Annotated in this window: 13 protein-coding genes and 3 pseudogenes; 2 read left to right on the forward strand and 14 right to left on the reverse strand. The window is 57.5% G+C overall.

Features of this window, described 5'->3' with window-relative positions; genetic code table 11:
- Window positions 1-36: 36 nt before the first annotated feature.
- From nifD to ACWAT4_RS42950, 5 genes and pseudogenes are all read right to left on the reverse strand, one after another.
- Window positions 37-1,539 carry a nitrogenase molybdenum-iron protein alpha chain gene (gene nifD, locus ACWAT4_RS42930; protein ID WP_128929919.1) on the reverse strand — a complete coding sequence of 501 codons (1,503 nt, stop codon included), beginning with the start codon at window positions 1,537-1,539 and terminating at the stop codon, window positions 37-39.
- Window positions 1,540-2,126: 587 nt separating this feature from the next.
- A complete protein-coding gene (locus ACWAT4_RS42935) occupies window positions 2,127-2,957 on the reverse strand; it encodes an SDR family NAD(P)-dependent oxidoreductase (RefSeq protein ID WP_232995639.1) in 831 nt (276 codons plus the stop codon).
- A 1,596-nt stretch (window positions 2,958-4,553) separates the two neighbouring features.
- Window positions 4,554-5,438 (reverse strand): annotated as a pseudogene (locus ACWAT4_RS42940) (IS3 family transposase); the annotation flags it as partial.
- A gap of 9 nt (window positions 5,439-5,447) precedes the next feature.
- Window positions 5,448-6,537: pseudogene (locus tag ACWAT4_RS42945) on the reverse strand (IS110 family RNA-guided transposase).
- Between the two features lie 140 nt (window positions 6,538-6,677).
- Window positions 6,678-6,989: a transposase gene (locus tag ACWAT4_RS42950; RefSeq protein WP_128929916.1), complete on the reverse strand. Its 312-nt coding sequence runs from the start codon at window positions 6,987-6,989 to the stop codon at window positions 6,678-6,680.
- Window positions 6,990-7,251: 262 nt separating this feature from the next.
- Between ACWAT4_RS42950 and ACWAT4_RS42955 the strand changes: the two genes are divergently transcribed.
- Window positions 7,252-8,226 (forward strand): pectinesterase family protein, encoded by a 975-nt coding sequence (locus tag ACWAT4_RS42955; protein ID WP_128930193.1) that lies wholly within the window; start codon window positions 7,252-7,254, stop codon window positions 8,224-8,226.
- 213 nt (window positions 8,227-8,439) lie between these two features.
- Here ACWAT4_RS42955 and ACWAT4_RS42960 read toward each other — a convergent pair whose 3' ends face one another.
- Window positions 8,440-9,549, reverse strand: a complete 1,110-nt coding sequence (locus ACWAT4_RS42960; RefSeq protein ID WP_232995663.1) for a glycoside hydrolase family 28 protein — start codon at window positions 9,547-9,549, stop codon at window positions 8,440-8,442.
- Window positions 9,550-11,191: 1,642 nt separating this feature from the next.
- Here ACWAT4_RS42960 and ACWAT4_RS42965 point away from each other — a divergent pair.
- Window positions 11,192-11,803: a hypothetical protein gene (locus tag ACWAT4_RS42965; RefSeq protein WP_128929914.1), complete on the forward strand. Its 612-nt coding sequence runs from the start codon at window positions 11,192-11,194 to the stop codon at window positions 11,801-11,803.
- Window positions 11,804-13,925: 2,122 nt separating this feature from the next.
- On the opposite strand, the gene nifA is transcribed toward ACWAT4_RS42965, so the two are convergent.
- The 8 genes and pseudogenes from nifA to nodU all read right to left on the reverse strand — a co-directional run bounded on the left by nifA (window position 13,926) and on the right by nodU (window position 26,456).
- Complete coding sequence (gene nifA / locus ACWAT4_RS42970) at window positions 13,926-15,641, reverse strand: nif-specific transcriptional activator NifA (RefSeq protein WP_128929911.1); 1,716 nt, start codon at window positions 15,639-15,641, stop codon at window positions 13,926-13,928.
- Between the two features lie 1,364 nt (window positions 15,642-17,005).
- A pseudogene (locus ACWAT4_RS42975) lies at window positions 17,006-17,955 on the reverse strand (GDP-L-fucose synthase family protein).
- Window positions 17,936-19,006, reverse strand: a complete 1,071-nt coding sequence (gmd, locus tag ACWAT4_RS42980) for a GDP-mannose 4,6-dehydratase (RefSeq protein ID WP_128929910.1) — start codon at window positions 19,004-19,006, stop codon at window positions 17,936-17,938. Before gmd ends, ACWAT4_RS42975 begins: the two are co-directional and overlap by 20 nt.
- A gap of 646 nt (window positions 19,007-19,652) precedes the next feature.
- The gene (locus tag ACWAT4_RS42985; RefSeq protein ID WP_128929909.1) at window positions 19,653-20,681 is read right to left on the reverse strand and encodes a nodulation protein NodZ; all 1,029 of its coding nucleotides are present in this window, start codon (window positions 20,679-20,681) and stop codon (window positions 19,653-19,655) included.
- A 181-nt stretch (window positions 20,682-20,862) separates the two neighbouring features.
- On the reverse strand, window positions 20,863-22,896 hold the full coding sequence (locus tag ACWAT4_RS42990) for a carbamoyltransferase family protein (RefSeq protein WP_128929908.1): 2,034 nt from the start codon (window positions 22,894-22,896) through the stop codon (window positions 20,863-20,865).
- A gap of 139 nt (window positions 22,897-23,035) precedes the next feature.
- Complete coding sequence (locus ACWAT4_RS42995) at window positions 23,036-23,824, reverse strand: ABC transporter permease (protein ID WP_128929907.1); 789 nt, start codon at window positions 23,822-23,824, stop codon at window positions 23,036-23,038.
- The gene (gene nodI, locus ACWAT4_RS43000; protein ID WP_128929906.1) at window positions 23,821-24,735 is read right to left on the reverse strand and encodes a nodulation factor ABC transporter ATP-binding protein NodI; all 915 of its coding nucleotides are present in this window, start codon (window positions 24,733-24,735) and stop codon (window positions 23,821-23,823) included. The genes ACWAT4_RS42995 and nodI overlap by 4 nt, the downstream gene beginning before the upstream one ends.
- Window positions 24,736-24,743: 8 nt before the next feature.
- A complete protein-coding gene (gene nodU / locus ACWAT4_RS43005) occupies window positions 24,744-26,456 on the reverse strand; it encodes a nodulation protein NodU (RefSeq protein ID WP_128930192.1) in 1,713 nt (570 codons plus the stop codon).
- Between the last annotated feature and the right edge of the window lie 20 nt (window positions 26,457-26,476).

The following is a 26,476-nucleotide window of genomic DNA, read 5'->3' on the forward strand; positions in this document are numbered from 1 at the left end:
CTTCTCGCATAGGCGGAGCCAGATCTGTGCATTCCTTTATTCCGCGGCCATTAGGCCTGGCGCTGGAGTATCCTTCCAAGGTGCCTTGAGTTTCTTCCAGACGGGCGAGTTTATTGCCATGTCCATGTCACGAGCGAAGATCGCGAAGCCGTCATAGCCGTGATAAGGACCGGAATAGTCCCAGGAGTGCATTTGACGGAATGGAATGCCCATTTTCTGGAAGACGTACTTCTCCTTTATGCCGGAGCCGACGAGATCTGGCTGAATGGTCTCGACGAAACGCTCAAACTCGTAGCCCGTGACGTCGTCATAGATCAGTGTGCCGTCCTTTAAGTAGTGCTGAGCAGTGCGCTGGTAGTCGTCATGATGGCCGAATTCGTAGCCCGTTCCTACGACCTCCATACCAAGGTCCTCATAGGCGCCGATTACGTGGCGGGGACGCAAGCCGCCGACGAACAGCATCACTGTCTTGCCCTGGAGGCGGGGGCGGTACTTCTCAATTACCGAGGCCATCAGCGGCTGGTACTTGGCGATCACACGCTCGGCACCTTCCTTGATGCGTTCGTCGAAGAAGCTGGCAATTTTGCGCAGCGAATCGGCGATCTTGGAAGGGCCAAAGAAGTTGTACTCGCACCATGGAATGCCGAACTTTTCCTCCATGTGTCGGGAGATGTAGTTCATCGAACGGTAGCAGTGCAATAGGTTGAGCTTCGCCCTGGGCGTTGCTTCCAGTTCGGCGAGGCTGCCGTCGCCGGACCATTGCGCAATCACACGCAGGCCCATCTCTTCGAGCAGGATACGCGATGACCAAGCGTCCCCACCGATATTGTAGTCGCCGATGATCGTGACATCGTAGGGCGTTGACTCGAACGCGGGTGTCGCTTCCGGCGACACTCTGTCCAGGATCCAGTCCCGCAGCGCATCGTTGGCGATGTGGTGGCCAAGCGACTGCGAGACGCCGCGAAACCCTTCGCAGCGAACCGGTACAATGGTCTTGCCATTGTGTTCCTTTGACTTCGCCTTCGACACAGCCTCGATGTCGTCGCCGATAAGGCCGATCGGGCACTCGGACTGAATCGTAATGCCGTGGTTGAGCGGAAAGAGCTCCTGAAGTTCGTCAATGACCTTACCGAGCTTCTTGTCGCCGCCAAACACGATGTCTTTCTCCTGGAAGTCGGAGGTGAACTGCATGGTGACGAAGCTGTCGATTCCGGTCTTGCCTATGTAGTAATTGCGGCGTGCAGCCCAGGAATATTGGCCGCAGCCGACCGGACCGTGGCTGATGTTAATCATGTCCTTGATCGGGCCCCACACGACCCCCTTGGAGCCAGCGTATGCACAGCCGCGAGTCGTCATTACTCCGGGGATCGACTTCAGGTTCGACTTAACCCCGCAATCGTGCTTACCCGCCTCGTGTACGTTCAGGTGTTTGGCGCGGCGCTTGGCGGTCTTTTCCGGGTAGATTTTTAAGGCCTCATCGATCAGTTGCTTGTTGCGGGCCTTCATCTCCGCGGCGCTCTGGGTAGTGACTATGCTCATACGAATTCCTCGGATGCGGTGCTTGAACGATCGGGCGCCTTGCGCGGCGCGCGCTTCTGGCGATCTATTAACGCGAGGCTGCATTAGAAGGCGTTTGCAACAAGTGTGCCGACGGATAGGAAGGAAAAAGGTCGGAGGCAGACAGCGTCGATGCACCCGATTGTCGCAAAGTGGACGTAGCCGCGTGCTGATATGTTCTTACTCGTAGCATTGTTCGAAATGTGACATGCCCCGTCGAGCCATATTAGCGGGACTTGTTTTATAAAGGCCGCGCTTAATAAATTTCACCTTCTGGCCGCCGCCCCTTGGGCATCGGGGCTAGCGTCTATGTGGCAGCTCATAAAAAATGTTCCTGCGGCCGGAATGGAACGTGGGCCAAAACGTGGTATCTCTCAGGCGAGAGGCGTGCCATCGCGGTCGCGCCGCGGCGTGCGAGCAACGGCGCTATCCTGGCTCGTACGGCGTGGCCGTTGGATCGAAACTGCGGAATCAGGAATTGCTAGTCGGGAGTAACGCGAGCGCTCAACGCTCCATGCGGGAGCTGCCAATTAATCGATCGCGCGTGAGTAACTCTTCTTGGTGTCTGATCACACATGCTGCCCTCCATTTGCAGGCACTTCGGCACCTGTGACATAGCTGGCAGCCTCCGAGCAAAGGAAGAAGATAACCTTCGCGACCTCGTCCGGTGTTCCGACCCGGTGCATCGGGATAGTTGGGATCAAATTGGTTTCTGTCTCCGGCGACAGAATGTCTGTCTTGATCTCGCCTGGTGCAATAGCATTGACGCGAATCCCGTAAGGCGCATAGTCATGCGCCATCTCGCGGGTCAAGCACGAAAGTGCCGCCTTTGATGTCGCATAGGCAGTACCGGCATACGGATGCACTCTCGATCCGGCGATCGAGGTGACGTTCACGATTGCACCAGAAGCGAGCGTTAGCTGATGGAAGAGCCCCTGCGAGAACATGATGGGTGCGAGCAAATTGACATGGAACACGCTCTTCCAGGTGTCGACCGGAGTGTTCAGCGAATTTAATCGGGTGCCGTCAGCGGCCTTCGGGGAAATGCCCGCATTGTTGATAAGCGCATGCAGAGGGCCGCCATTGAGCCGCTCCTTGATCTCCGCGATCGCGTGCTGCAACGCTCGAGAGTCGCTAAGTTCGGCTTGAATATGGTTGTCCAATCCTGCTTCCCAAGGACAACGGCTACCCTCGAATGGCTGCCGAGAACACGTGATGATCCGCCATCCAGCTGCCGAAAACAATTTGCCGGTCGCGTGGCCTATACCGCGGGAAGCACCAGTCAATACGAGCGTCTTCCCCTCGGCATTTTGAGTGCGCCGCTTATTGCTAGATGGGCACGCGGCGGGCGCTGGCGCGCCATCTGTTACATTTTGGCGGTCCAGCAGATTGAGGGTCACGCGAAGCTCCTGATAGCGCCTCGGCGGGCGCACTCTAATGATGCTAGCAGGTGGCCCTGCAGGACCCGGGCCACGCGTCTCCTGGCCGGTAGTCGCGATGTGCGCGGCTCGATGTCGCTTACGCGACATGTAGAGTGTAGGACGAGGCGGGCCGCTTTGATTCGGAGCGTGGCGTGCCGCGTCATCACACTCCAACAAGCGAGGCTCGTCGACAGATCCCGCTTGAACAGAACGGCGTCTAGACGGCACGGCACGGCCGCTACATGAAACTGAAAACCGGCGCTCATTGGGTATGATCCTGTCAGCTTACTGGTAAGCGCCGATTCGGGTCACGCTGGCGTACCCGGCGCCGCAGCGGTCGCTACAGGACGCCCGAGGACACGAGCGAGAGAGTTTCTCCGCAGCGTCCCGACGCACCGTCATCGATGCCATCGGGTGTCCGCCTTCGTTCCTGGTAGTTGTGTATGTCTTGGCATCACGGCCGTCTCCTGCTGCACAAAGATGTTGTTGCCGCTGACTTGCGGACAAGCCGGCCGACCGCTATGGCCTTGTGCTTTTGAAGCGCAATCATTGAGAGCTCGGCTGGAGGCGAAGTTCATGTGCAAGTGACGGCTAGATAGGCTCGACGCGTGGGCGTGGAATGGCCAATCGGCGTTTTGATCATAAGTGAGAAGGTCTCACAGTTGTCTATTAAAAAAGCTGCTTTGGGCCGGAGGCCAGCGAGCGGAAAGAGTGGCGCTAGTAGTACAGATGTCAAGCCGTGGGTTCGTCGAGCCAGGAGCTGCCATTTTGCTATTGCGCCGATCAAGCCACCGATTGTGTCTTGCAATCGGCAATCTGAAGGTCCCCGGCGCGCGAACATCGTGATCGTCGCGCCGGCAAAATCCGCCGAACGTCTCTGAGCAGTCTTCAAAGGCGCATCGATCCTGCAGTGATGATCGCTGCTTCCCAGGGAGTTCGGCGGGCTTGAGCTCTCATGCGGCATACAACATAGGTGCCTCGCTAAGGCCGGCCCGGCGCCCGGCAGTTCTCGGGAACTGAATGAATGCCGAGGATCTTCAGACATTGTGGTGGCCGCAGAAAATGGCTCGAGTTCTTTTGGTTCCGACATTCTTCCGTAAGGTAGCTGTTGGGCGTAGGCCACAGCGAACGGCTCAGCGCCGATCGCCAAACCTTCGCACGCTCGGCTGCCAGCGCCGCTTTCGGGGTGGGAACGGGATCCCGAACAGCGTCGCGATCTACATTTGTGCGACGCAGTGAATAAGCAATTGGACGCGGTGGGATTCACCAAAATGCAAGAAGCGACAGAGTCCGCGCTCAGCCTGCGCTCTGCGGCTGCTAACTCAATGTGGAACTCCGCCAGCCGATGCCTGCTAGCATGTAAGTCATTTGCGCCGTCCTGATCGATAGGGCGTTATCCGACACCATGTGAACAGAACCTATGAGCCATCCCAGCCGCATGATGCCGCAGACCCTCTCCCCGGCCTGCAAGATTTCCTCGACCGGGCAGACCTACTCGAAGTAACTCTATCCCGCCGACGTTCGGCGCCCAACACATTGACCTGGATCTGATCTTCCCCCGATAAAGTGGACGGGTTAAGCGGCTTTTAGCTCCATCTCGATCGGGGGGATATATCCGAGTGCGGAATGGAGCCTTGTCCGGTTATAGAATCCCTCGATGAAGGCGAAGATATCGCGTTGAGCTTCGGCGCGGGTCTTGTAGTTGCGATGATGGACGAGCTCGGTCTTCAGGGTATGGAAGAAGCTTTCCATCGGGGCGTTGTCGTAGCAATCGGCCCTGCGGCTCATTGATGCCGTCATGCCGGCCTCCATAAGGGTGCTGCGATAAGCGTGCGAAGCGTACTGCACACCCCGGTCGGTGTGGCAGATCAATCCGGCCTGCGGCCGCCGCTCCCGGATTGCCATCGTCAGGGCTGCGGAGGCGAGCTCGACGTGCATGTGATCGCGCATGGCCCAGCGGACGATCTTTCGGCTGAACAGATCCATGACGGCGGCCAGATAAAGCCATCCCTCGGCGGTCGGGATGTAGGTGATGTCGCCGAGCCAGACCCGGTTCGGGGCTTCCGCCGTGAAGTCGCGCGCGATCAGGTTCGGTGCGACCGGCAGGTCGTGATGGCTGTCGGTGGTGCGCACACGGCGTGGCTTTGCGGTGATGGCGCGGATGCCATGCCGGCGCATCGTCCGCTCGATCCGGCCGCGGCTGGCGCTGCGTCCCTGCCTGCGCAGGGCGGCATGGACGCGCGGACTGCCGTAGCGGCCGCTGCTGTCCTGATGGACCTGCCGTATCTCGGCCAGCAGCGCGGCATGGGATTTTGTCCGCTCACTCACGGGGCGGTCGCGCCAAGCGTAGTAGCCGGCCGGCGAGACCTCGAGCACGGCGCACATCAGCCGCACCGGATAGGTGTCGCGATGGTCCTCGATGAAGCGAAAGCTCATGTCCGGGTTCCGGCAAAGATCGCGATCGACTTCCTAAGAAACAGCCGGATTGGCGTCGCCCGGGAGGGCCTGCAACACGAAGCCTAGCGATTTCGCCCGGCGCTGTAGGTTGGCGAGGACGCGGCTACGATATTGCTGCTCATATTGGTCGGCGCCAGGATCCTTGTAGCTCATGCCGTGCCGGAGTGTGTTGTAGAATAAAACCGCAATCTTGCGAGCCGTCGCCGTCACCGCCTCAATCGACGCCCAGCACTCCGTACAGTGCGGTCCTGACATCGAAGGTGGGGATGTTGACCTGCTTGGTCTTTACGCGCGGCTTGGCTAGGTTTCCGACCGGTCTTGCTCCTTTGGTGTTCAATGCACTGATCAGGACTTCGAGCTTGCGATCACAGTCGAGCATCTTTGCCTGATAAACGTCGTAGAGCTCCAGTGATTGAGCTAACGCGAAAACATGTTCGTGGCGGTCATTGCCTACGAGCGCTGCGCGGATCGTCTCGATCGATGAGTGGCAGCGCACGTCCCGATAGGTTGCCAGGAGGTCGGGATTGCGTTCGCCTGCAACAATGGCTCGGATAATCCGCATGCCGGTCGCGCCGGTGATATCCGACACAACATGATGGAGCTGCAGGTTCATCTCCATCAGAGCCTTTTGCATATGTTGGATATGGGCGGCAGCATATTCCACGAGCCGCTCGCGCTGGCGTAGATAGGCTCGCAACGTTGCGATCTCGGCATCGGGTCGGAAGCTGCCCCGTAACAGGCCATAGGAGTGGAGCTGGCGTAACCAAGCGGCATCGCTGAGATCGGTTTTACGGCCAGGTACAATCTTGGCGTACCGCGCGTTGACCAGAATGACCTCAAACCCGCGCTGTTCTAGGATCTCGTAGACTGGGATCCAATAGACCCCAGTGGATTCCATCGCGACACTGGTCACGCCGCACATCTTGAACCAGTCCGCCAGTTCATGCAGGTCTTGCGTGAATGTGCCGAATGCACGCACTGGCTTGTCGGTGCAGGCCGGGTTTACCGCGGCCATGTGCATCTTTGATCCGATATCGATAGCGGCCGCGCCGAGGTTGACCAGCTTTAGGTCCGGGCCGCGGTCGGTTGTCCTGTTAGGCATCGCAACTCCTCCGTCCGATGATGGGCTGGAGGGTCTGGGCTATGCCAATTTGTCATCTTCCTAATCGGGATCGCCGTCGAAACGGCGTCACCACTCTCCGGCCGCTACCCTCCGAGCTAAATGATAGCACAAGGCTGTTTCTATCCCGCGCAGGCGCGCCACGACGCTGGACAGTTTTTTAAAATGTCGCGTTCCATCCGCAGCCGCTCGTTCTCCTGGCGCAGCAAGGCGAGTTCCGAAGCCTGGTCCGCCGACATCGGCGTCGCCTGCGTGGTGGGGCGCCACGCCGCCGATGCCGGCTCGCGCCGGAGCTTATCGACCCAGCGCCGCAGCACTGAGTCGCGCAGACCGAGCTCCTTGGCGACCGACCCGATCGAGCGGCCGCTCGACACCACCAATCCTGCCGCCTCGCGCTTGTACTCTTCAGTAAACGACCGTCGTGCACGTTCCATTCAACACCTCCAGGCTCAACGAGCCTACTACAGGTGTCCACTCATTCGGGAGGAAGTTCAGCTATCAACTAATGTGACGAACTTGCGTTCCAGATGACTAGCTAGTCACGTGAATCTAAAGTGCGCCACATACGCGCGGCCATGTTCGACGAGTAGCTCAGCCGGTTGGGAGAGTGGTCGCGAGCAGTGTCATTGCGCTATTCCAGGCAAGCGGATAATCAAGCCCCACCGCAAGCCAAAACAGGAGGAGATCGAGTTGAAGATGGTGTTGTGCGTCGTCGCATTAATGGCAACGATTGCGAGTGTTCGCTCAGGCGATGCCGAGCAACTGAAGGTATCGTTATCTGAAAAGGGCGCGTATAGGTCAATACAAGACGCGGTAGACGCGCTACCTCAGGCTGGTGGAAGTATAGTAGTCGCGCCGGGTACCTATCGCGGAAAGGTTAGAGTGACGAAACCCAATGTCAATATCAAGGGCGCCGGTGGTGGGCCGGATGAAGCGGTGATTGTCTACGGTGATAGCGCCGTCACTGCGGGTGGGACTGTCCGTTCCGCGACCTTAGATGCGTCGGGCGATAACTTCCGGCTCGAAAATCTGACTGTTTGGAACGACTATTCTGCCAATTCGGGCAATCCAGCATCTCAGGCAGTGGCACTTTCTGTCACCGGCGACAAGGATGTTTTTGCAAACGTCAGAATACTTGGTGCGCAAGACACATTGTTTGTCAACAAGGGGCCGAACAGGAACGCCAGTCGTCAGTTCTTCGTAAACTGCTACGTCGAAGGCCATATCGATTTTATATTTGGTAACGCCAAGGCCTACTTTAGGCAATGTGAGCTACACGGTGTTGCAAACCACGCAGTCGTCTATACCGCACAAAGCAGAGCCTTCCCGGACGAAGACAGCGCCTTTGTGTTTGATCATTGCACGCTGACAGCCGACAAGGGCGCGCGCGACATTGCTCTTGGGCGTCCATGGCGTCCCTATGCTGCGGTGATCTTCTTATCGTCGCAGATTAATGCGCCGGTCATGGCTGAGGGGTGGGTGGAATGGGACCCGGGCAAGAGCCGCCGCTTAATGAACGCCTACTATGCTGAATACAGATCCTCCGGTACTGGTGCCGATCCTAGAGGAAGAGAAAGATATGCGCGCCAGCTAAGCGATCGGGAGGCAATGCAATGGTCGCTCCAGACATTCTTCTCGCACGATACGAGCTGGATCCCGCAAGCGCGATAGAACGCAGCGGGAGTGCCCGCAATAGCAGCGCGCCGGTGCCGATTAGCGACAGGCCTGCAGACGGGCTGTCTTGGCGGGCCCGAATTGGGACCATCTGTGTGGGAGCGTGAGTATCAGGAAGCACTGGTGCGAGTTGCGTACCAAGCACGGCGGGTACGAAGCTGACCGCAACCATGCAATCCGGCTTTTACACCGGCCAATCCTTTGTGATCGTCAGCGATCGATTGGAGCTGCGGCCCGAGGGTCGCGCTCAATGCCACCGTTTTTGCTACTGGTGGCTTCAGGGAACGGGCGGAAGGCAACTACGCACGGGTTCGATGCGCCGTAATGTGGAGTAGCGGCGGCACCTGGCGGAGATGGAAATACATTGACCGCGGTCACTGTTGCATTCTCCACTTGCCAAGTTGCGCGGGGAGAAAAGCGCACATCTTCCATCGCAATATCGAGCGGATGCTGTTGATCAAAGCCTCGCATTACGAGCGTACCATCAGTCCCATAGACGTGCCTTAGGACGATCTGTTGATAAAGTGGCAAGTTATTGCCAGCGAAGGGGCCGTAGCGCGTGTCGAAGTGTATGGGCCATTTGTTATTTCTCATACATATATTCTCGTAATTAACCCGCTCAACTAAGCCGCCTCGGCTGGGATCGCTTTTAATGCGCAGACCAAATGTCGTGCCGTCCAAGGTCAGGTTGCGAACCAGCACGTCACTGACACCGGAATTCAGTTCGCTACCAATCGACATGCCGTGCCCCCAGCCGAATTGGTTGTCTAAAATGGAAATGTGGCGTGCAGGGCCGCTTGTGCCAGCCTTGATCGCGATATTGTCGTCTCCGGTGCGGATAAAGGAGTGGATTATCGTCACATCCTCGCTTGCGGCTGGGTCTATTCCGTCGGTATTGCGGGCATCAGCGGGTGTATCAATGATGACCGCCCAGATGGTAGCACGTTCCACGTGGCTCATCGCAATGTGAAAGTTTGCTGCGTTGCGCAAGGTGATGCCATGAACAGAGACGTCCTCAGCACGGTCCATTTGGATCAATCGAGGCGCGTTTTGTTTTGCGCCCTCACTTTGTGCACGACGGGCCAGTTGCCACCAAGTCTCAGCCGTGCCCGCCATCAAGGTCCCGCCTCCGCCGTCTATTGTACCGTATCCATAGAGACCGCCGCCTTTAGTCTTCGTGAAACTGATGAGGGGCCGACAGCCATCACCGCTCCGATCGATGTGGCCACAGCTTCCCGAGCTCTTTTGGTATGCTTTTGGGTCGGCTACAGCCGTCAGTATCGCGCCCCCAGCGAGCCACAGTGTTGTGCCGGACTTCATTTCGATTGGACCCGAAAGGAACGGCCCTGGGCCTAGATATACGGCGGCGCTTGGGACGCAATGGTCTATGGCGGCTTGCAATCTGGCAGTGTCATTTCCACCTGACGGGTCTAGGCGCGCGCATACCCCTTTAGGCGCGGCCGGTTCGCGAACATTGCGGCGATCCTTTGCCTGAGACGCGGCGGAAAGCAGCCCGACCGCAAGTATGAAAACTGCGGCTAGGTAGCGGAAACGGGCGGCCATTGCCACTCCATTGGTTTCATAGGCAGGCAAGTGCGGGCGGTCGCTACGGCTGTGCAAGTCTCGTAACCTGTAGATGCGGGTGCAATTGCCGCGTGGTGAAACGGATGGCCATCCGGCGGAAGTGCGCTGGTGGAAAGCGACGACCGCAGACGTCTCCCTATTCCCGGAGTCGAACGAAATCGCTGGCGGGTCATTTAGCCATCCGAATGTACTGCTACGTCCGCATACTATGACCGTATTTGCCTTTGTCTTCCGGTCTGCCCGTCGCAGTCACCCGGAGGGTACGACCTATTTACGCAATTGGCTTGCATCGAAGTCCCTCAAGTGACCGATCAGAAAACAGCTGGGTCGCGCCCCGCGCAGCTTGTCGAATGCCCGTCTCGCGTATGCGCGTTTGTCCGAGCTTAGTAAAATTGAGTGTTTGGATGGGGCCCATTTAAATGATGGATCGTAGCCACTTTGGCTTTTGAGGCGATGATCGGAGGGGCGATCCGATGGTGGAATGGAGCCGGGCGGGAATGTAGCAGTCACGAACGAACGCGGAGATATACACGCGGTGCATCGGCACGAGTCTCCTCCTGACGATCGTGAACGAGCTCGGCAGGGTGGTGGACAAGCTCTCCATCAAAGCATTGTAGAAGCAGTCGCCCTTGTGGCGCGTCGATCGGGTACAGCCCGCAGCCGCAGGGCTCCGCACGCGATATGTGGAACGTACTGCTCGCTCCGACCTCAATCATGGATCAGTCCGTCAGAGGCTGCTGGCGGATCGTCGTTATCACAGCACAGGGGAGTTAGCCCGCATGTGATAGCACATGGGCCGATCGACCATCTTGCGGCCGAACCGGTCGGTGATGGCGGCGCGATACAGCCGGCACTCGACAGGCGGGATATAGGTGATGTCAGCCAGCCAGAGCCGGTGTGGAGCTGTGGTGGTGAAGTCGAGCGCGATCAGGTTCGGAGCGATCGAGAGATCGTGACGAGTTACGTTGGCGCGGACAGGAGGTTACGGCCCTAATCGCTCGAATGCGATTGCGGCGGATCAGAGCTACGGCCAGCGCCGCTCCCTGCGTCCGTAGAGCGCCTTGGACCAAACACTGCATAGCGCTGGCCATGCTCGCAATGCTGCACCACCATTTGTTCTGCCATATTTGCAAAAAGCGTGTCTTGGGGGAAAGGCAGACGCGAGCGGGTGGGAGGAGGCGTTCGCTGCATGGCCTCGATGTCAGTGCGGCCGACCAATTCAGAATATGAATGCGCTCTATCAGAACAATCGATTTCACTGATGTCGATCAAGCCTGGTACTCAGGTCGCAGGGGCCGCATGGCGTGCGTTATACGCTGACTAGCCGTTTCACTCACGGCGCGCGTCCTGGTACAGAACCATATAACGGGTGGACGTGATGATGATGATGAACAGTACCAGAAACTCGACCTCGGCGGAACAAATCAGCATGGGAGATCAGGCCTTAACGTTGTGGTTGCCGAAACTGAGGCACTATCTGTCGTGGTGGCGACTGTTTACAAGCCCCTTACCTTCCCGGCGGCCCCACCTCGAATCGCTTGCTGACCCGCCTGATGCGGCTGACCCGAGCGATTCTCAGGAACGTCTCAGGCAAAATATCGAAGCGCAAGTTGCGGAGATTGGCAGGTTAGTGGGCGGAGGTGAAGCGCCAGGCGAAGCAACCCGCCATCTCACTGAGTTGACAAATCAACTCATACTCGCGCAGCTCGGGATTGTTTCCAAAGTCAAATGCGTCACTACTGAGGCGACGGATCGCTTCGCTAACCGTGCTCCGGTAGAAATGAGCGACATCTATGAGCCGGAAAGGCTCTTGAGATTGGGCCATCTTTTTGACAAAGCGGTATCGGCGTTAACTCCGAGTTTGCGGACGCAATGCCATAGAACAGATATAGCTAAACTTATCCTCGGCCGGACATCTGAAACCAAAGTCGAGTTTAATCGTTTCATCAAGTGCGTCGCTGCGATTGCTGCCGCCGCCGAAGAGATGTGACTGTACCTAACATCGTTTCCGAAGTAGCGCAGCCGCGATTGCTCGCGTTGTGAGGAGATGCCGATGTGCTCGGCTTTGACGTTTTCTGTTAGTCGACTGGGCAGGGCGGGTTGCAATCGCATAGTGTCGTAGCGGGCAGACAACCTTTCTGCGCTCCGGTGCTGCGCATGTTGGATCGCCGCCTCCTCCCTGGCTCTCTGGAGAATCGCTTCAGAGCGGACGGCCGTACGCCCGCTCATGGTCTATGGATCGGAAACCTCGCAGTATTGCCATCAGGAGAGAAGCAAGCGGAGAGCAAAAAAAATAAATATCCATGTCGCAAGGCAGTACAGTGCGGCGAAGCGCCATACTCCCGCTCTGAATCGGCGGCGCCAATTCACAAGTTGCGGCGCGCAACCGCTGAAGCGACGGCCGCGGACAACCTCGATCATCTCTCGATAGCTGTCAAAAGCAAAATACGAGCGATTGTTTCGAATGTACGTTATCCGCTCTTGAGGGGAAAGGCACAATTGCCAGACGTACTGCGCCTCCTCGCGCACACTGTCAGAACGTGGCTCGTGCCCACCTGAGTTGTAAGCACGCCGATCAATGGAGAGTGGCGATGGAAGTTGACGCGATCGCGTGCTCCCGATGAACGTGAATTTCTGCTGAAGCATCGAAGTGTCCCTTTCGCAATTCGGCGAATGATGCGTACAACGTGACGTAACGAGAGAATCAAGAAGATCCTGCGCAGATCCAACGGATCAGCTGTGCGCTCTGTCCACGACCCGCGCCGATCTAAGTGTAGGTCCGAGCGAAAGGGCATTGCGAAAAGCGGGCGCTATAGTCAGGCCAACGTGGCCGGTGCTGGCTGTTGATTGCGAGATACAGCTCCCGAGGCAATGATGGTGGCCGTTGAGAACTCTCTGAGGTGCCGGCTCGTTGAACCGGGGCGGCGAGTGTGGGGCGCGGGCACGGCTGCTTACAAATGTGCTCAGTTGGTTAAGAGAGGGGTTGAATCGGACGCAGCGAGAGATTGTACGATGTGAAGCAAATGAGCAGTTCGAGACGAGACGCGCGAGGCCGCAATGGTGTTATCTTTGGGCGATGTACCGGGCATCGTGAGCCAGATCGGGCGGCTCCACAAACAGGGGCGCTGCTCGTGGTTTGGATTGGCCGTGCGGTCGATAAACCGGGATCAATGAATTGATGGTCATCGTCCGTGCAGATGGATTCAATCAGGTTACGATGGCCCACTAAGCAACCGTTCGAGCCATACCCTCTCGGTAGCACTCGAAGTCGTCGACTTGCGACCTACAAACGTTATAGCACACCGTGTCCACCTAAGCCGACCTACCTTGAGAGGATATCATGCGTCGAAGGCAGCTCAACTCATCTTGCTGGAGCGACAGATTCAAGTACTATATGCTAACGGTTAGTATTGTTGCCGCGCTAAACTCGTTGTCATTCATGTACGCCAAAGCCGGCGGGCCTCTACCCACGGAACAGGAAAAGCAGGCGTGTATCGCCGACGTCTTTCGGCTCTGTAGCGCGGCCATACCTGATGCGAACGCAATCACTTCGTGTCTGAAGTCAAACGTGGCCGGTGTGAGTGCGGAATGCCGCTTGGTTCTGTCAACCCGCGAGCGGCCGAGTGGTGTATCAAAGTGAGCCGGCGATCATATAGATTGTCGTACGGTGTTGGCGCTGGCTGACACTAAGTAGCGCGGTCGGTTACGTCCGGCGTTCGACGCACGGTGAGCAGCGTGTCCAGGAGATGTACGTGGCGTCGGATTGCAAGCGAGTATCCAGCCTAAGGGGCCTGATGTATCGTCGAAGTAAAGGCGCCTGGCGGAGCGAATTCATTGAACCAGTGTGGTCGGGTGCTAGATGAGCAGAGTCGCTAAGTGGTTAGTCAAGGTGGGCCGCCACACGAAAGCATCAGATGAGCAACGGTGTGAGCTGTCGCTGGCGCACCGTGGTGTAGATGATCGGTTGAACTGCGCCTCTGCCTTGAAAGCGGTCTATCTTACGAGAAGCATCCGGCGGAGTCTGCGTGTGATTTGCTCGTGCCTTAGTGGCCCGGTAAGCTGAAGCGTGAACCTGTGCTTTCAAACGATCCCCCGGTTGCAGTCAAGGGTGATTATAAGTGCTTTAGCTCGACTCCGTGTTTTTTGAGTGCGTAGCCTATTTGGCGCGACGTCAGTTTGAGTAGCCGTGCTGCTTTCGCCTGTACCCAGCCCGCCCTTTCCATGGCCGCGATAAGGTGCTCGCGATCAATTATTCGCTCACCTCTCGTAACCTGCAGGTGCGAGAGCGTGGTTCCGTGAGCGGGTTCGGATGAAGCATCGCATGGCCCCGTATGCGGCAGCGGTTGTGACGGCATCGATAGCGGCTGCTTACTCTTCCAAAGTCGAGCGGAGAAGCAACCATCGGATTTGCAGGCGAAATCGCGACTGTTAATCGCTGGACCGGCCGCCATGGTGGCAGTCCGCTGAACGCAATTGTGAAGCTCCCTAATATTGCCGGGAAATTCGCAACTTTTCAATACGTCGAACGCGCTTGGTTCGAAAGTCAACGAGCGCTCGTTTTCGGAGTTGAACGTGCGAAGAAATTCAGTAGCGAGCAACGGAATATCGTCGCGGCGCTCACACAATGGTGGGACAAGCAAAGGGATGACGCTCAGACGGTAGTAGAGATCCGCGCGAAATTGTGTCTGCGAAACGGCGACCTCTAGATCCTTGTTAGTCGCTGCTATGAGTCGAACGTCAACTCTTATCGTGTGTGTACCGCCGACTCTCTCAAATTCCTGCTGTTGTAGCACTCGCAGCAGCTTCGCTTGAAAAGAAGGTGAGATTTCACCAATCTCGTCGAGAAACAGCGTGCCTTTGTCAGCCAGCTCGAAGCGCCCTTTGCGCGAATTGATGGCTCCGGTAAAGGCGCCCTTCTCGTGTCCAAACAGCTCAGATTCCAAAATAGTCTCCGATAATGCCGCACAGTTTAGTTTGACGAATGGGCGGTTGGCTCGGGGCGATAGGTCGTGGATCGCTTGTGCAGCAACCTCTTTTCCGCTACCGGACTCGCCTCGCAAGAGTATCGTTGCATTTGATTTAGCGACCACATTGATCTTGCGGAGGAGCTTGCGCAGGGCCGGGCTGCGACCAACTACGCCAGGTAGCGTTAGGTTGCGGTCCGCTTCGGCTTGATCATCCTGCGGCAACGTTGTCTGGTTGCCATCGGTCGCAAGAGGCGGCTCGCTGTCATCGTGGGCCGTGGAGAGGTATGACCTCAGAAAGTGGCCGAGCATGTTCGCGATAGCGAGGAGAAGGGTCACGTGTGAATTGGGATCTAACGATGGGGACCCGTCCCGGAACAGCTCGGCCGAGAGCACCCCGACGGTCGTGCTCTCGACAGCGATTGGAACGGCGATGAACGACAATCGACTATGTGCCGTGGCGTCAGATGAACCTGAATCGCTTGTGGTCTGGGAATTGTTCGGTTGCGTAGGGGTTATTATAAGGGGTGTGGCCGTATTGAGCACGCGCTCGACAGCTCCTTGCGGCAGGCGGAGTCGAAAACGCTGATCGCTCCCTTCAGTCCAGCCCGCGCCCACGGCAATCGCCGGAGCGTTGTGACCGGCATGCAGACAGACCACACAATGTTGCATCTGAAGCTGAGACTGTATTAACGCGACGACGGCCTCCAGCCGAAGCTCGAGCCGAAAGGGCGCGGCGAGTTGTTCCGCTATGCGCAGCAGGATCTCAGGCACTTTCGGGTGTGCCCATTGAGCGTCGCTGCGAGAGGCCTCCGCTCCCGGTGACTTGAACTGTGATGTTGAAGACAAAATGTCGCTAGTCATATTGTCCGGTTTCCGCCGATCGTTGTTACGCCGGCCGTGGCGCCTGCGCTGTCGCGGACCTAACAACGTTTCGTGCAGCGACGACAAGGCCAACCATGATTAAAGAGTCAGCCCTGGACGAGAGATTTGCTCCGGTGCAGCGTCGCCAGTTTGAATATGTGAGGTCCTTTAACGCAAGGAGTGCGCCATATTGGCGCATCTTATGCAAATGATCCTCGAGTGCTTTCAGAGATAGCAGGTCGTCTGTCGTCCATGCCGGTCCCTACTGCGGGCAGCATCTAGGCTCAGGTGAACAGGTTCGGCGAAGCTGCGAGGGCCGCCATTTCCGATTGGTGACAATCGGACTTCTTTCAAAGTCGTGGTCATGCAGCTCGCTCCGCTCGTCCTGGACTGGTGTACCGATGAAGGTGCCACCGCAAATCGCTTTCAGCGCGCTGCTGCCCATTGGGAGGGCTGCGAGAGGCGCGGCATGCGAGCTCAGCCGTAGTCGGGCAAAAGTGCGTTCGGACGAGGTCCGGGTACTGTGATTTACGCGAGAACAATGGCCGTAACAGCTGTAGAGGCAGCTGTAGGAGCCGGGACGTTTCGCTCGAGACACGTAATCAGGCACCAGACTGGTTTGCGAGGTCGTCGTGCTCCTTGACCTCCTTTGGCCGCAGCGCGTCGCTCCGACGCTTAAAGCTGTGCCGGATTCGCAGGACGCTGACGAAGCATTCGCAATGGCCGGCTGACTCGGTCGCCTCGAGCCGTCAACACCGCGCCCGTAAGCGGTGGTTTCACGGTCGGAGGCCTATTGACGAAGCATTGGTGCCGTCGACCTAGAGTGATTTACTGACAGGCTGCATGCAAAATGGCAGAGTGAGGCGGTCGGGCAAAGGCGCTTTGCGCGGCCGGTGACGCGGTCCTCCGCGTGTTCGCTCAACGGCTTGATGCGACTGATCCCGTGTCTCCACTGGAGGGCGCCCGGTATGTCAGCATGGCCGATTACGAAACGTCCGCTGACGAGGGCCGTCAGGGCGGTTGAGTCTGGAACCGGCACGTCGCAATGGCGAGAAGGTCAAACGAGGGAGTGTAAGGCGATGGTGCGCGTTGGTCCGCAACCACGGAGCGCCTCTCATTGCTACTACCGTTGCCAAGAAGCGAATCGCAGAGCGGCGTCTCAGGATAGAGCTCGTCCGCGGTTCCACCCTGAGGGGGTGCGTCATGGGACAGCAGGACGAGTCGAACGACACCGAGACCCAGGCATCACGCGATAGAATGAGCGCCTAGATGATCGTGAGCATCATCGCCACGACCGCGTGGCAGCCTCGTGTGGCATGTCGTTCCTGCTCCCTGCGGCTAACTCCTGCTTGTGGTAATCGTATCTAGGTTTGCGGCGGGAGCCGAGTGAACGCCTGATAGGATTCATAGGCGCGCATCAAGCCGTCGCGAAGCGACGTCGTCGCCCGCTAGCCGAGCTTGTCAAGGCGGCGGAGATCGAGCAGCTTGCGTGGCATGCCGCCGGGACGCGAGGTGTCGAAGCTGATCTCGCCTCGATAACCGATGACCTCGGCGACGAGGCGGGAGAACTCGGCGATGATGATGTCCTCGCCGCTCCCGATATTGACGAGCTCGGACTCAGAATAGCGCTTCATCAAACGGAGGCAGGCATTCGCCATGTCGTCGACATAAAGGAATTTGCGCGTGGCAAGCCGGTGTCCCTGACCACAACGTTTTTCGCGCCGGCAAGCGTCGCTTCGTGAAAGCGCCGGATCAGCGCGGCTACGACGTGGCTGTATTCTGGATGACAATTGTTGCCAAGGCCGTACAGAGTAGTCGGCATTACACTGACGAAGTCGCTGCCATACTGGCTGCGATAGGCCTCGGCCATCTTGATCCCGGCGATCTTTGCATGGCGTAGGGCTCATTGGTCGGCTCCAGCTGGCCTGTGAGTCCTCGCGAAGCGGCTGTGGCGCCAGCTTCGGATAGATGCAGGAGGAGCCAAGAAACATCAGCTTCTCGGCGCTATTCAGATGCGCGCCATGGGTCACGTTCGGCGCGATGGCAATATTATCGTAGATGAACTCAGCGCGCCGCGTATTGTTGGCGAGGATACCGCTGACTTTGGCCGCGGCAAGGAAAAACGACTTGCGGCGTCTTCTTTGCGAACCAGTCGAATACGGCGGCCTGGTTGCAGAGGTCGACCGTGCCGGTCGACAGTCACAAGTTCAACCTCCTCCTGCGCGAGCCGGCGCGCCAGCACGCTGCCGACCATGCCGCGATGACCGGCGACGTAGACGCGTGTGACCTTCAGCTCAAAGGAAGTGGCTGCCATTGTCGGCGTCCCGTTTTGCTTCGGCCAGATCACTCGCCATCATTTCCTGAACCAGTTGGACAAAGCTCCGCTTTGGCTTCCACCCGAGCTTGGTGCGCGCCTTGCTGGCATCGCCGACCAAAAGATCAACCTCGGTGGGGCGAAAATAGGTCGGATCGATGCGGACCACGGTCTTGCCGCTTCTAGCGTCGAGGCCGGTTTCCTCGACGCCCACGCCCCGCCATTCGATGCGGCGGCCGACCTGCGCGAAGGCCAGCTCGACCATCTCCCGCACGGAATGCATCTCTCCGGTGGCAAGCACGAAGTCGTCTGGCTTATCGGCCTGCAGGATCAAATGCATGCCCGCCACATAGTCGCGGGCATGGCCCCAATCCCGCTTGGCTTCGAGATTGCCAAGATAGAGCGCATCTTCCAGGCCGACCTCGATGCGCGCGACGGCACGCGTGATCTTGCGGGTCACGAAGGTCTCGCCACGGATCGGGCTCTCATGGTTGAACAGAATACCGTTGGAGGCGAACATGCCATAGGCTTCGCGGTAGTTTACCGTAATCCAGTAGCCATACAGCTTTGCGACGCCATAAGGCGAGCGTGGATAGAATGCGGTCGTCTCCTTCTGCGGAATCTCCTGCACCAGGCCATAAAGCTCCGAGGTCGAAGCCTGATAGAACCGCGTGTGCCTCTCCATTCCAAGAATGCGGACTGCTTCCAGGAGGCGCAGCACCCCGATTGCGTCCGCATTAGCGGTATATTCCGGGCTCTCGAAGCTGACGGCAACATGGCTTTGGGCGGCGAGATTGTAGATCTCAGTCGGCCGGATTTGCTGTATCAGGCGGATCAGATTGGTCGAATCCGTCATGTCGCCGTAATGCATCAGGAACGGGACCTTGCCGACATGCGGATCCTGGTAAAGGTGATCGACGCGCGCTGTGTTGAACGAGGACGAGCGGCGCTTGATGCCGTGCACAACATAGCCGAGCGACAGTAGATAGTCGGCGAGATAAGCCCCGTCTTGCCCGGTTACGCCGGTGATGAGAGCGACGCGCTCAGCCATATTCACAAATGCTCCCAAATGCCTCAGGGGCCTACCGACTTCCAGCAACGGCCGAAGCCTGTCCCTCTGACATATCGTCCGGCGTGGTCAACCTACTATGGCGCTAGTGCTCATATTCCGGGGAAGTGTGGCGGCGCGCCCTGGCTCCACCATCTCTCAGCCGTGGAGAAGTTGGCAAGGCGCTGTGTGGTGAAAGCAGCAAGGAATACCAAGTACGTTGGGGCCTGAATTAACGATCCTGGGAGGCCTGCATCCGGCATCAACCCGCGCGAGGTGAGCTCGGCGCCCTTCCCTCGTGTGCATAGAGAGGTCCAGCACAATGTGTGACCACCTTATCTCCAGGTATGGGCATCGGTAACTCATTTGAGAAATCTACTCCCGCCGCACCTTCATCCGCAGCACTCGCCTTCACCAAACAAGGTGCTTGGGATACGAACCGAGCCGGCTCCGTCGGAGAACGGCATAGGTCGGTGAGACATTACGACAGCAGTGTCGCACCCTCGCTTCGCGCGGAGTCCATTGGATGGCTTCGAACCGATGTCCAGATATGGCACCGAGGCGTTGTACCTGGTGACTGCTGAAGTAAGTGCTAGGCTCATTTAAGCCTTTCTTGGCGCTGGTGGGGCTTGACGTCCTGTGGCAAGCATCAAAAGGCCGGCTTCGCTGGCCGCCGCTCGTGAGGACCGGCGAGAGAGCGCGCATCTGGCGCGTGCTCGGCGGATGACCTTTCGGCTAAGATCAAGTGGCTTGGATCGTCCAAGCTAAATTCGATTACTTGGGGGACGACTAGGCTTGCGTAGCGCGAGAAAGCACTTGTCGACGGAAATCGGATAACGGTATGGCAGTAGGCCAGGAGGTACATTTCCACGAGAGCAGCGAATCCGCCCTCGACTCCAAGATCTGCAGTGTGCAGCGGGCCAGCATCGTTCGCTCGGAAGCGTTTGGGAATGCTGAAGAGCTCAGAATAGACAGCCGAAAGGTGATCAGCGACGCTGGGACTGTCAGTGCACAAAAAGAGCCTTGTCGGTCGTGTATGATGCAATGCTTTTGCCCGTTCAACTGCAGCGCATACCTGCTCCATAGCGACTCGTGGGTCGGTCCAATAAGGCCTATGACCCATAGTATCTTCACCGTTCCCGTGCCGAACGTGTATCCCGATTACATCGTGCCCCTCAAACGCTCGATGGTAAACATCGTCGATGCGACGCCTGATCTCCTGGCGTGGTGTGATGCTTTGGAATATGTTGCGCTCGGCCTCCTGATCACAGCCCCACATTAAGCAAGCGTCACAAACGATAGTATTCGCCTGGATATCCCTTGACGTTACCAACAACCTGCGCAGCTCATCACGCTCGTGGAAAATTTGGTCATCCGACCGGTAAACGCCGTCAATTGCAGGCCTGTTCCACCAATGTGGAAAAAACGGCCCAGGAAAGCAGAGTTGATTGATCTTATCGTCGCAGATAACGGGTACGCCCGAGATGTTGTCGAGCGGCTCAAAGAACACGCTGAAGGCGTTTGTAAAGGGGTCAGAGAGATAGCAAGATCCGCGCCAGTCAATGACCAAAGTGCGCCCTGTTCGCTTGGAGTATTGCCAGGCTGACGCGAGCGACCATAAGCAATCGCCGAAACCGGTGCGACGCCTGGAAATGACGAAGCGCTGTTGATGAGTCATCTTGAATCCATTGCTCCGGCAGTTGAATAAGTTGCTCACCCTGGACGGCAGGAAAGTACCGGCAGTGTTATCGTCCGCCAGGCCGTCGCGAGCCGTATGTTAGGTTGCGAGAGCTTGTCCGCTTCGCGACCAAGAGGTCGGTTATGGATTGCCGTTCGCTAGCTAGACAAAGAGATACCTATCAAGTCGCATGCGCCTGATCGCGCAGATCTCCCAGATTGTTGGCGGCGGGACGCAAGCAGATGCGGCGCTTTTCCCACAACTGCCGAAGTTCAAGGATGATTGCGTCGCGCCGCTCGCCCTTTACGTGAGCGAGAAGCTCGCCGAGGGCGGCGTCCCCTTTGATTCCATGCAGCAACTCGAATAGATCGGGCGAGATGCGCACAGCGCCGCCATCGGAGAAGGTGGTATAAGTCTCGCAGACGATCTCCCGACACTCTGCGGTGACGTGATCCGGGGTACGGCGAAGTGAAGTGTAGGCCGGTAAGGAAACGCGGAGCGCAGCCCAGTCCTCCGGCGTGGCGACGCGCTTCGTGATGAGAAGCGATCCGATCACGAGGGCGTCAAGATCTGTCGTAAGGAACGTGACCATTGCGTCGGTAACCGACTGCACGATCGGTTCGACATTGTTGTTGAAAGATGTATTGAGGAGGACAGGGACGCCCGTCCGCTTGTGGAATTGATTAATCAGCTCCCAGTACCGCGGGTTCGATCTACGTGACACCGTCTGCAGCCGTGCTGTACCATCGACGTGCGTAACCGCACCAAGCACACTTCGCTTGCAATCACGAACTTGAACGACAAAGTTCATGAACGGAAAAGCTCCCGCGGTCTTAGGAAGATCGAAAAACTCAGCGGCATGTTCCTCCAATACGGAAGGTGCAAACGGCCGGTAGCCCTCGCGTTTTTTAACGATGGCGTTTATGCGGTCCTTATTCTTTGCTGGTCTGGGGTCAGCAACAATGCTGCGGTTACCGAGGGCGCGCGGTCCAAATTCGGAGCGGCCTTGGACCCAGCCAACAACCGAACCGTTGGCTATCCATTCAGCTACCACGCTCGCCACGTTCGCGCTTCTTTGCACGTCGATATGCCCGCGCCATGCAGCAACCTCTCGCTCTACAGCATGGTCATCCCCAAGTGCCGGGCCCCAATAGACATGCTGAAGCCGCTCACGGGGTGCGGGACGTCCTTGTTCTTCGGAAACCATGAGAGCAGCGCCGAGTGCGCATCCAGCATCGTGCGCCGCGGGCTGCACGAAGATATCATCAAATAGTCCTGTATAGAGCAACTTACCGGTCATGGTGCAGTTGTGGGCGACACCACCAGCCAAGCATAGCCGCTTCATGCCGGTCACCTCACGGTAATGCCTGAGAACATGAAAAACAATACGTTCCAAGGCCTCCTGCAAGGCTGCACTAACATCTTTATGCTCTTGGGTGAACGGCATTCCCTTGCCGCGAACGTGTATGTCGTGCTCTAACGCCGGAGCGATGTCGTTCAAATGTATCTTGTAGCCACCGTTCTCCTTTAATTCGTAGAATTGCTGAAATAGTTCTCGGAAACGCGAGGAGTCCCCGTACGGAGCAAGGCCCATAACCTTGTACTCGTCGAACAAGCCATAACCGAGGCACTTGATTGCCTCTAAGTAAAACAATCCGAGGGAACCGTCCTCTGGGAAGGTATGTAGTTGAGTAAGACGACTTCCCGATCCAATGGCCACCATCCCGGAGAGGAAATCACCGCCGCCGTCGATTGCCAAGACTAGACCTTCGTCATAGCCGGACACAGCAAAAGCACTTGTTGCATGCGCATGATGGTGACTGACGAATGACAAGCGCGATGGCTCGATCTCTGTATCAAACTCCTGCGATAGCATAAGCTGTAGAAGGGTTCTGGCGTCGAGAGGGATGCCACTCTGCGTCTCCGAACCAAACAAAAGCCGAAGCATCGCGTTGCAATAGGACTCGGTTGCATAGAATGCGATGCGATCGATGTCCTTTAATTGCGCTCCCGCAGCAGCCAGGCAGTAGCGGATGGCCTGGGCGGGAAATTTGTTGGAATGCTTAATTCGGTTTAGGCGTTCTTCTTCAACCGCGGCTAACACACGCCCGTCACGCACCATGACAGCTGCGCCATCATGCAAGAATGTGTGCGAGAGTGCAGGTCGATATTCATGGACCTTATCCAATCCGCCGCTCAATCCAAGACACAGCATTCTATCCTCCAGCAAGTGTGGTAGTAATCATGATCTTTAGGGCGGCCGGGTAATGAAACGTCCGCGACGTTGAACGCGAATAGGCCGGCAAGCGCAGGCCGAGAAACAGGGTGTGCGTTCATTAAGCGGCTGGGCATCGTCAGTGTGATAAGCGTCGCCGAAATAGCTTTGCCGACAGTAAGAAGAGCAGTACTGCGTAAGCGAAAAGGACACCAACATGCGCGCCGATGCTATCGAGTGGTAGCCCGAGCATTGCAGGCCGTATTAGCGCAATCGAATGTTCCAAAGGTAACGCGGCTGCAGCCAACTGGAGAGCGGGCGGAAGGTGCGCAACGGGAAAGACTGCCCCGGATAGGAACACCATAGGGGTCGAGATGAGAGTCTGGTAGAACACAAAATAGTCGTAGCTTGGGGCAATCGCGACAACGACGAGCGCCGCGCTCGCGAACGCAAGGCCGGTGAGGGCGAGAGCGGGGAAACAATAGAACGTGGATAATAAGGTGCCATAGCCAAGCCCCGTAGCAACAAGCGCGATTCCGGTGCCCGCCAAAGTGGCCTTGCTTGCTGCCCAAACCAATTCACCGAGGAGGATATCACCCAGCGTGAGCGGAGTGCACATCATTGCGTCCCAGGTTCGTTGGCTGCGCATGCGAGCGAACGTTCCGTACAGAGTTTCGAAGCTTGCCGCGGTCATAGCGCTGGTTGCCACCATTCCGCCGACCAAGAAATCGACATATGAGTGACCGTCTACATTGCCGACAATCAGGCCGAGCCCAAAGCCGAGACCCAAGAGGTTGGTCAACGGGTCGGCCAAGTTGCCAAGCAGCGAAGCAGCGGCGGCCTTCCTCCATGCCAGATAGTTGCGGCGCCACACGCTGATCCAACTGAGTGCGTCCGATGGCAAGGCTGCTTTGGATATCGTCTTCATGCGTCTATCCTGTGTCCCGTCAACCGCAGGAAGACGTCTTCCAGGTTAGGCGGCCGCTCCAGAAGGCGCAGACCGGTGCATCCACGAAGCCGAAGCCGCACCGCCGCCTGATCCGGCGCGTAGCAAAACAGCGTCTCTCCCCTCACCTCGATGCGCGAAGCGTGAGGCTCTATTATCGCACGGAGCTCGAGTGGGTTTCCGCCGTAGACCTCGAGGACATCACAGCCAATCTGAGAGTCGATCAGAGCATTGGGCGCACCCTCGGCGATCTTACGTCCATTCTCTAGCACGCAGAGGCGATCGCAAAGTCGTTCAGCCTCTTCCATGAAGTGGGTCGTCAGCAGGATAGTCTTTCCTCGAGCGAGCAGAAGACGCAGGCGTTCCCAAATCAAGTGGCGGGCGTGGGGATCGAGGCTGGTCGTGGGTTCATCCATGATGAGCAGTTGTGGATCGTTGATCAGGGCACGGGCCAGCACGAGACGTCGCTTCATGCCGCCGGACAGATCCGCGACCCGTGACTCTGCTCTACCCTCAAGTCGCGCAAATTCGAGCAGCGAAGGCACAGCCTCCTCACTTTCGCGCGTATTCAGTCCAAAGTACCGTCCAAATATGAGGAGATTTTCGCGCACAGTGAACGCATCCTCGAGATTATCAACTTGTGGGACGACGCCGATGCCCGCGCGCGCCAAACGGGCGCGTGCCGGCACCTGCTCACCCAAAACAGTGATCCGGCCGGCATCGGGCGATATGAGGCCGAGGATCATCCGAACGATCGTGCTTTTACCCGCCCCATTTGGACCGAGTAGCCCGAAACACTCTCCCTTAGCGACGCTAAAGGTCAGACCCCGTACGACGCCTCGATCATGATAAGTCTTTTGGACGTCAGTCAGTTGAATCGCTGGATTGGACATAGGCTGTCTTAGTCAGTGACCAGAGCGGAATTGGATAATGTCAGACCAGCTTCGACGGATCGTTGCCAGAGAAAGCCGTCGCACCAAACATGGTCGACGCGACCCCAGTCACAAGCGCTAGCAACATCAGGAAAAAACCCCCGGCCAGGATGGTTGGCGCTCGTGTTGCAGAGCAGCGGAATTCCTGTAAGTTTCTCATACTCGACCAGAAGAGCAGCGATCTTTTGCGGAGACGTTCGGGAGATTGTTTGCAATCGGGCAGAACCATCCAGGTGCACGATAGCGGGAACTTTTGTCCGCCATTCGCGACGGGTTTGATGGTCGAAGAGCATGTAAGGATCTGGGCTGCCGGGATCGAAAATTTCAGCAGCCCGGTCCTCGAGGCAAATAGGAGCGACGGGACGAAATCGTTCCCGTAGCTTGATATCGTTCAGAAGGTCTTTCATCTCCTTGGAGGTTGCAGCCGCAATAATACTGCGGCCGCCGAGTGCTCTGGGTCCGAGCTCCGCGAGGCCGGTGAGGAACACTACGGGCTTGCCTGTAGCGATGAGAGCCGCAAGCTCTACGATGGTACAGGGCAAAGCCTCCCATTGGCCTGATGGGTTGCTTCCGGTCAAGGCCGGTCCGCTGTGAACTGACCACTCCAAAGGAGTCAAAGCGTTTGGCTCGGCCATGGCGGCGCAAGCCGCGCCAATTGCTGAGCCGCTATCATTTGGAAACGGGGGTACCCAAACTGAATCAAACAATCCCGTCGCGCGCAGAGCACTATTCCACTTTATATTAAGTCCACACCCTCCAGCGATGCACAGGTGCCGTAAGCCCGGAAGACCTGAGTGCCGTAGCAGAGCAAGTCCTATTTCTTGCTCCAGCAGCCGCTCCAGAAAAACGTGAAAAGATGCGAGTACATCTTCGGAAGGCGTACCGGTGAGCCGACGACCGCATGCCTCGAAAAACCAGTCAGTGGCGGCAAGTAAGGCTTCAGGATCGTTTATGCTGGCACGGTAAGCGCGAGCACGCTCGGAAGGACCGGCTAGACACGCTTCATACATCTCTTGAAAGACTGCCAGAATGCCCTCATCGAGAGCGCCTAGCCCGATATACGCCATAAGCTTACCTGCGACACCAAGATCCCAGCCTGCCCTGCTGGCTTGACGATAGGGCCCGAAGTGCTGCCCAGCGATAGCATAGGCATGGCCGATGAAAGGGAAAAGAGTGTCGAGGAAGCGGGCTCCGGTCGGATCTACATGATACAGGCGCGGAAAGATGCAGCCGTCCCACACTAAGCACAATGCAGGGGCTCGGGCTTTGGCGAAAGCACTGGTACAGTAAGCGCCGGCCACGTGGCCGGCTACGTGAGCATAGCTATGATAACGTAAAGGCACCCGATCGAGGACGAGGCCCGACCCGGCATAGGGCGTGAGGAGCGTGTTTTCGTGGGACTCGATATATGGCGCTCCCTTAATGGTGAGCGGCACCCCTTCACTTAGGACATCAAATTGCGAGTGCGTCAGCCCGTCCCAGCCGTCGATGACAAATCGGTCAACATCCGTGGGCCTTAAGCCGTGTTCGGCCAGCGCGAGAGTGACTGCGCAGAGGTCGGTGATGGCTTGATAGCGTGGATTATTGGCTCTCTTTTCTTGCTCTATGCAGAAGAGCAAGCGCCCATCTTCCACAACGGCAACCGCTCCGTCATGTGTCAGCTTGATTCCACAGATTCGCATAGTCACTCCGTGTTCGCCGC

Source organism: Bradyrhizobium sp. T-1, from assembly GCF_053592855.1.

Coding starts and splice junctions, on each gene's coding strand:
- nifD (WP_128929919.1), bottom strand. CDS start 1,539: ATGAGCATAGTCACTACCCAGAGCGCCGCGGAGATGAAGGCCCGCAAC.
- ACWAT4_RS42950 (WP_128929916.1), bottom strand. CDS start 6,989: ATGGAACGTGCACGACGGTCGTTTACTGAAGAGTACAAGCGCGAGGCG.
- ACWAT4_RS42955 (WP_128930193.1), top strand. CDS start 7,252: ATGGTGTTGTGCGTCGTCGCATTAATGGCAACGATTGCGAGTGTTCGC.
- ACWAT4_RS42960 (WP_232995663.1), bottom strand. CDS start 9,549: ATGAAGTCCGGCACAACACTGTGGCTCGCTGGGGGCGCGATACTGACG.
- ACWAT4_RS42965 (WP_128929914.1), top strand. CDS start 11,192: ATGATGATGATGAACAGTACCAGAAACTCGACCTCGGCGGAACAAATC.
- nifA (WP_128929911.1), bottom strand. CDS start 15,641: ATGACTAGCGACATTTTGTCTTCAACATCACAGTTCAAGTCACCGGGA.
- gmd (WP_128929910.1), bottom strand. CDS start 19,006: ATGGCTGAGCGCGTCGCTCTCATCACCGGCGTAACCGGGCAAGACGGG.
- ACWAT4_RS42985 (WP_128929909.1), bottom strand. CDS start 20,681: ATGACTCATCAACAGCGCTTCGTCATTTCCAGGCGTCGCACCGGTTTC.
- ACWAT4_RS42990 (WP_128929908.1), bottom strand. CDS start 22,896: ATGCTGTGTCTTGGATTGAGCGGCGGATTGGATAAGGTCCATGAATAT.
- ACWAT4_RS42995 (WP_128929907.1), bottom strand. CDS start 23,824: ATGAAGACGATATCCAAAGCAGCCTTGCCATCGGACGCACTCAGTTGG.
- nodI (WP_128929906.1), bottom strand. CDS start 24,735: ATGTCCAATCCAGCGATTCAACTGACTGACGTCCAAAAGACTTATCAT.
- nodU (WP_128930192.1), bottom strand. CDS start 26,456: ATGCGAATCTGTGGAATCAAGCTGACACATGACGGAGCGGTTGCCGTT.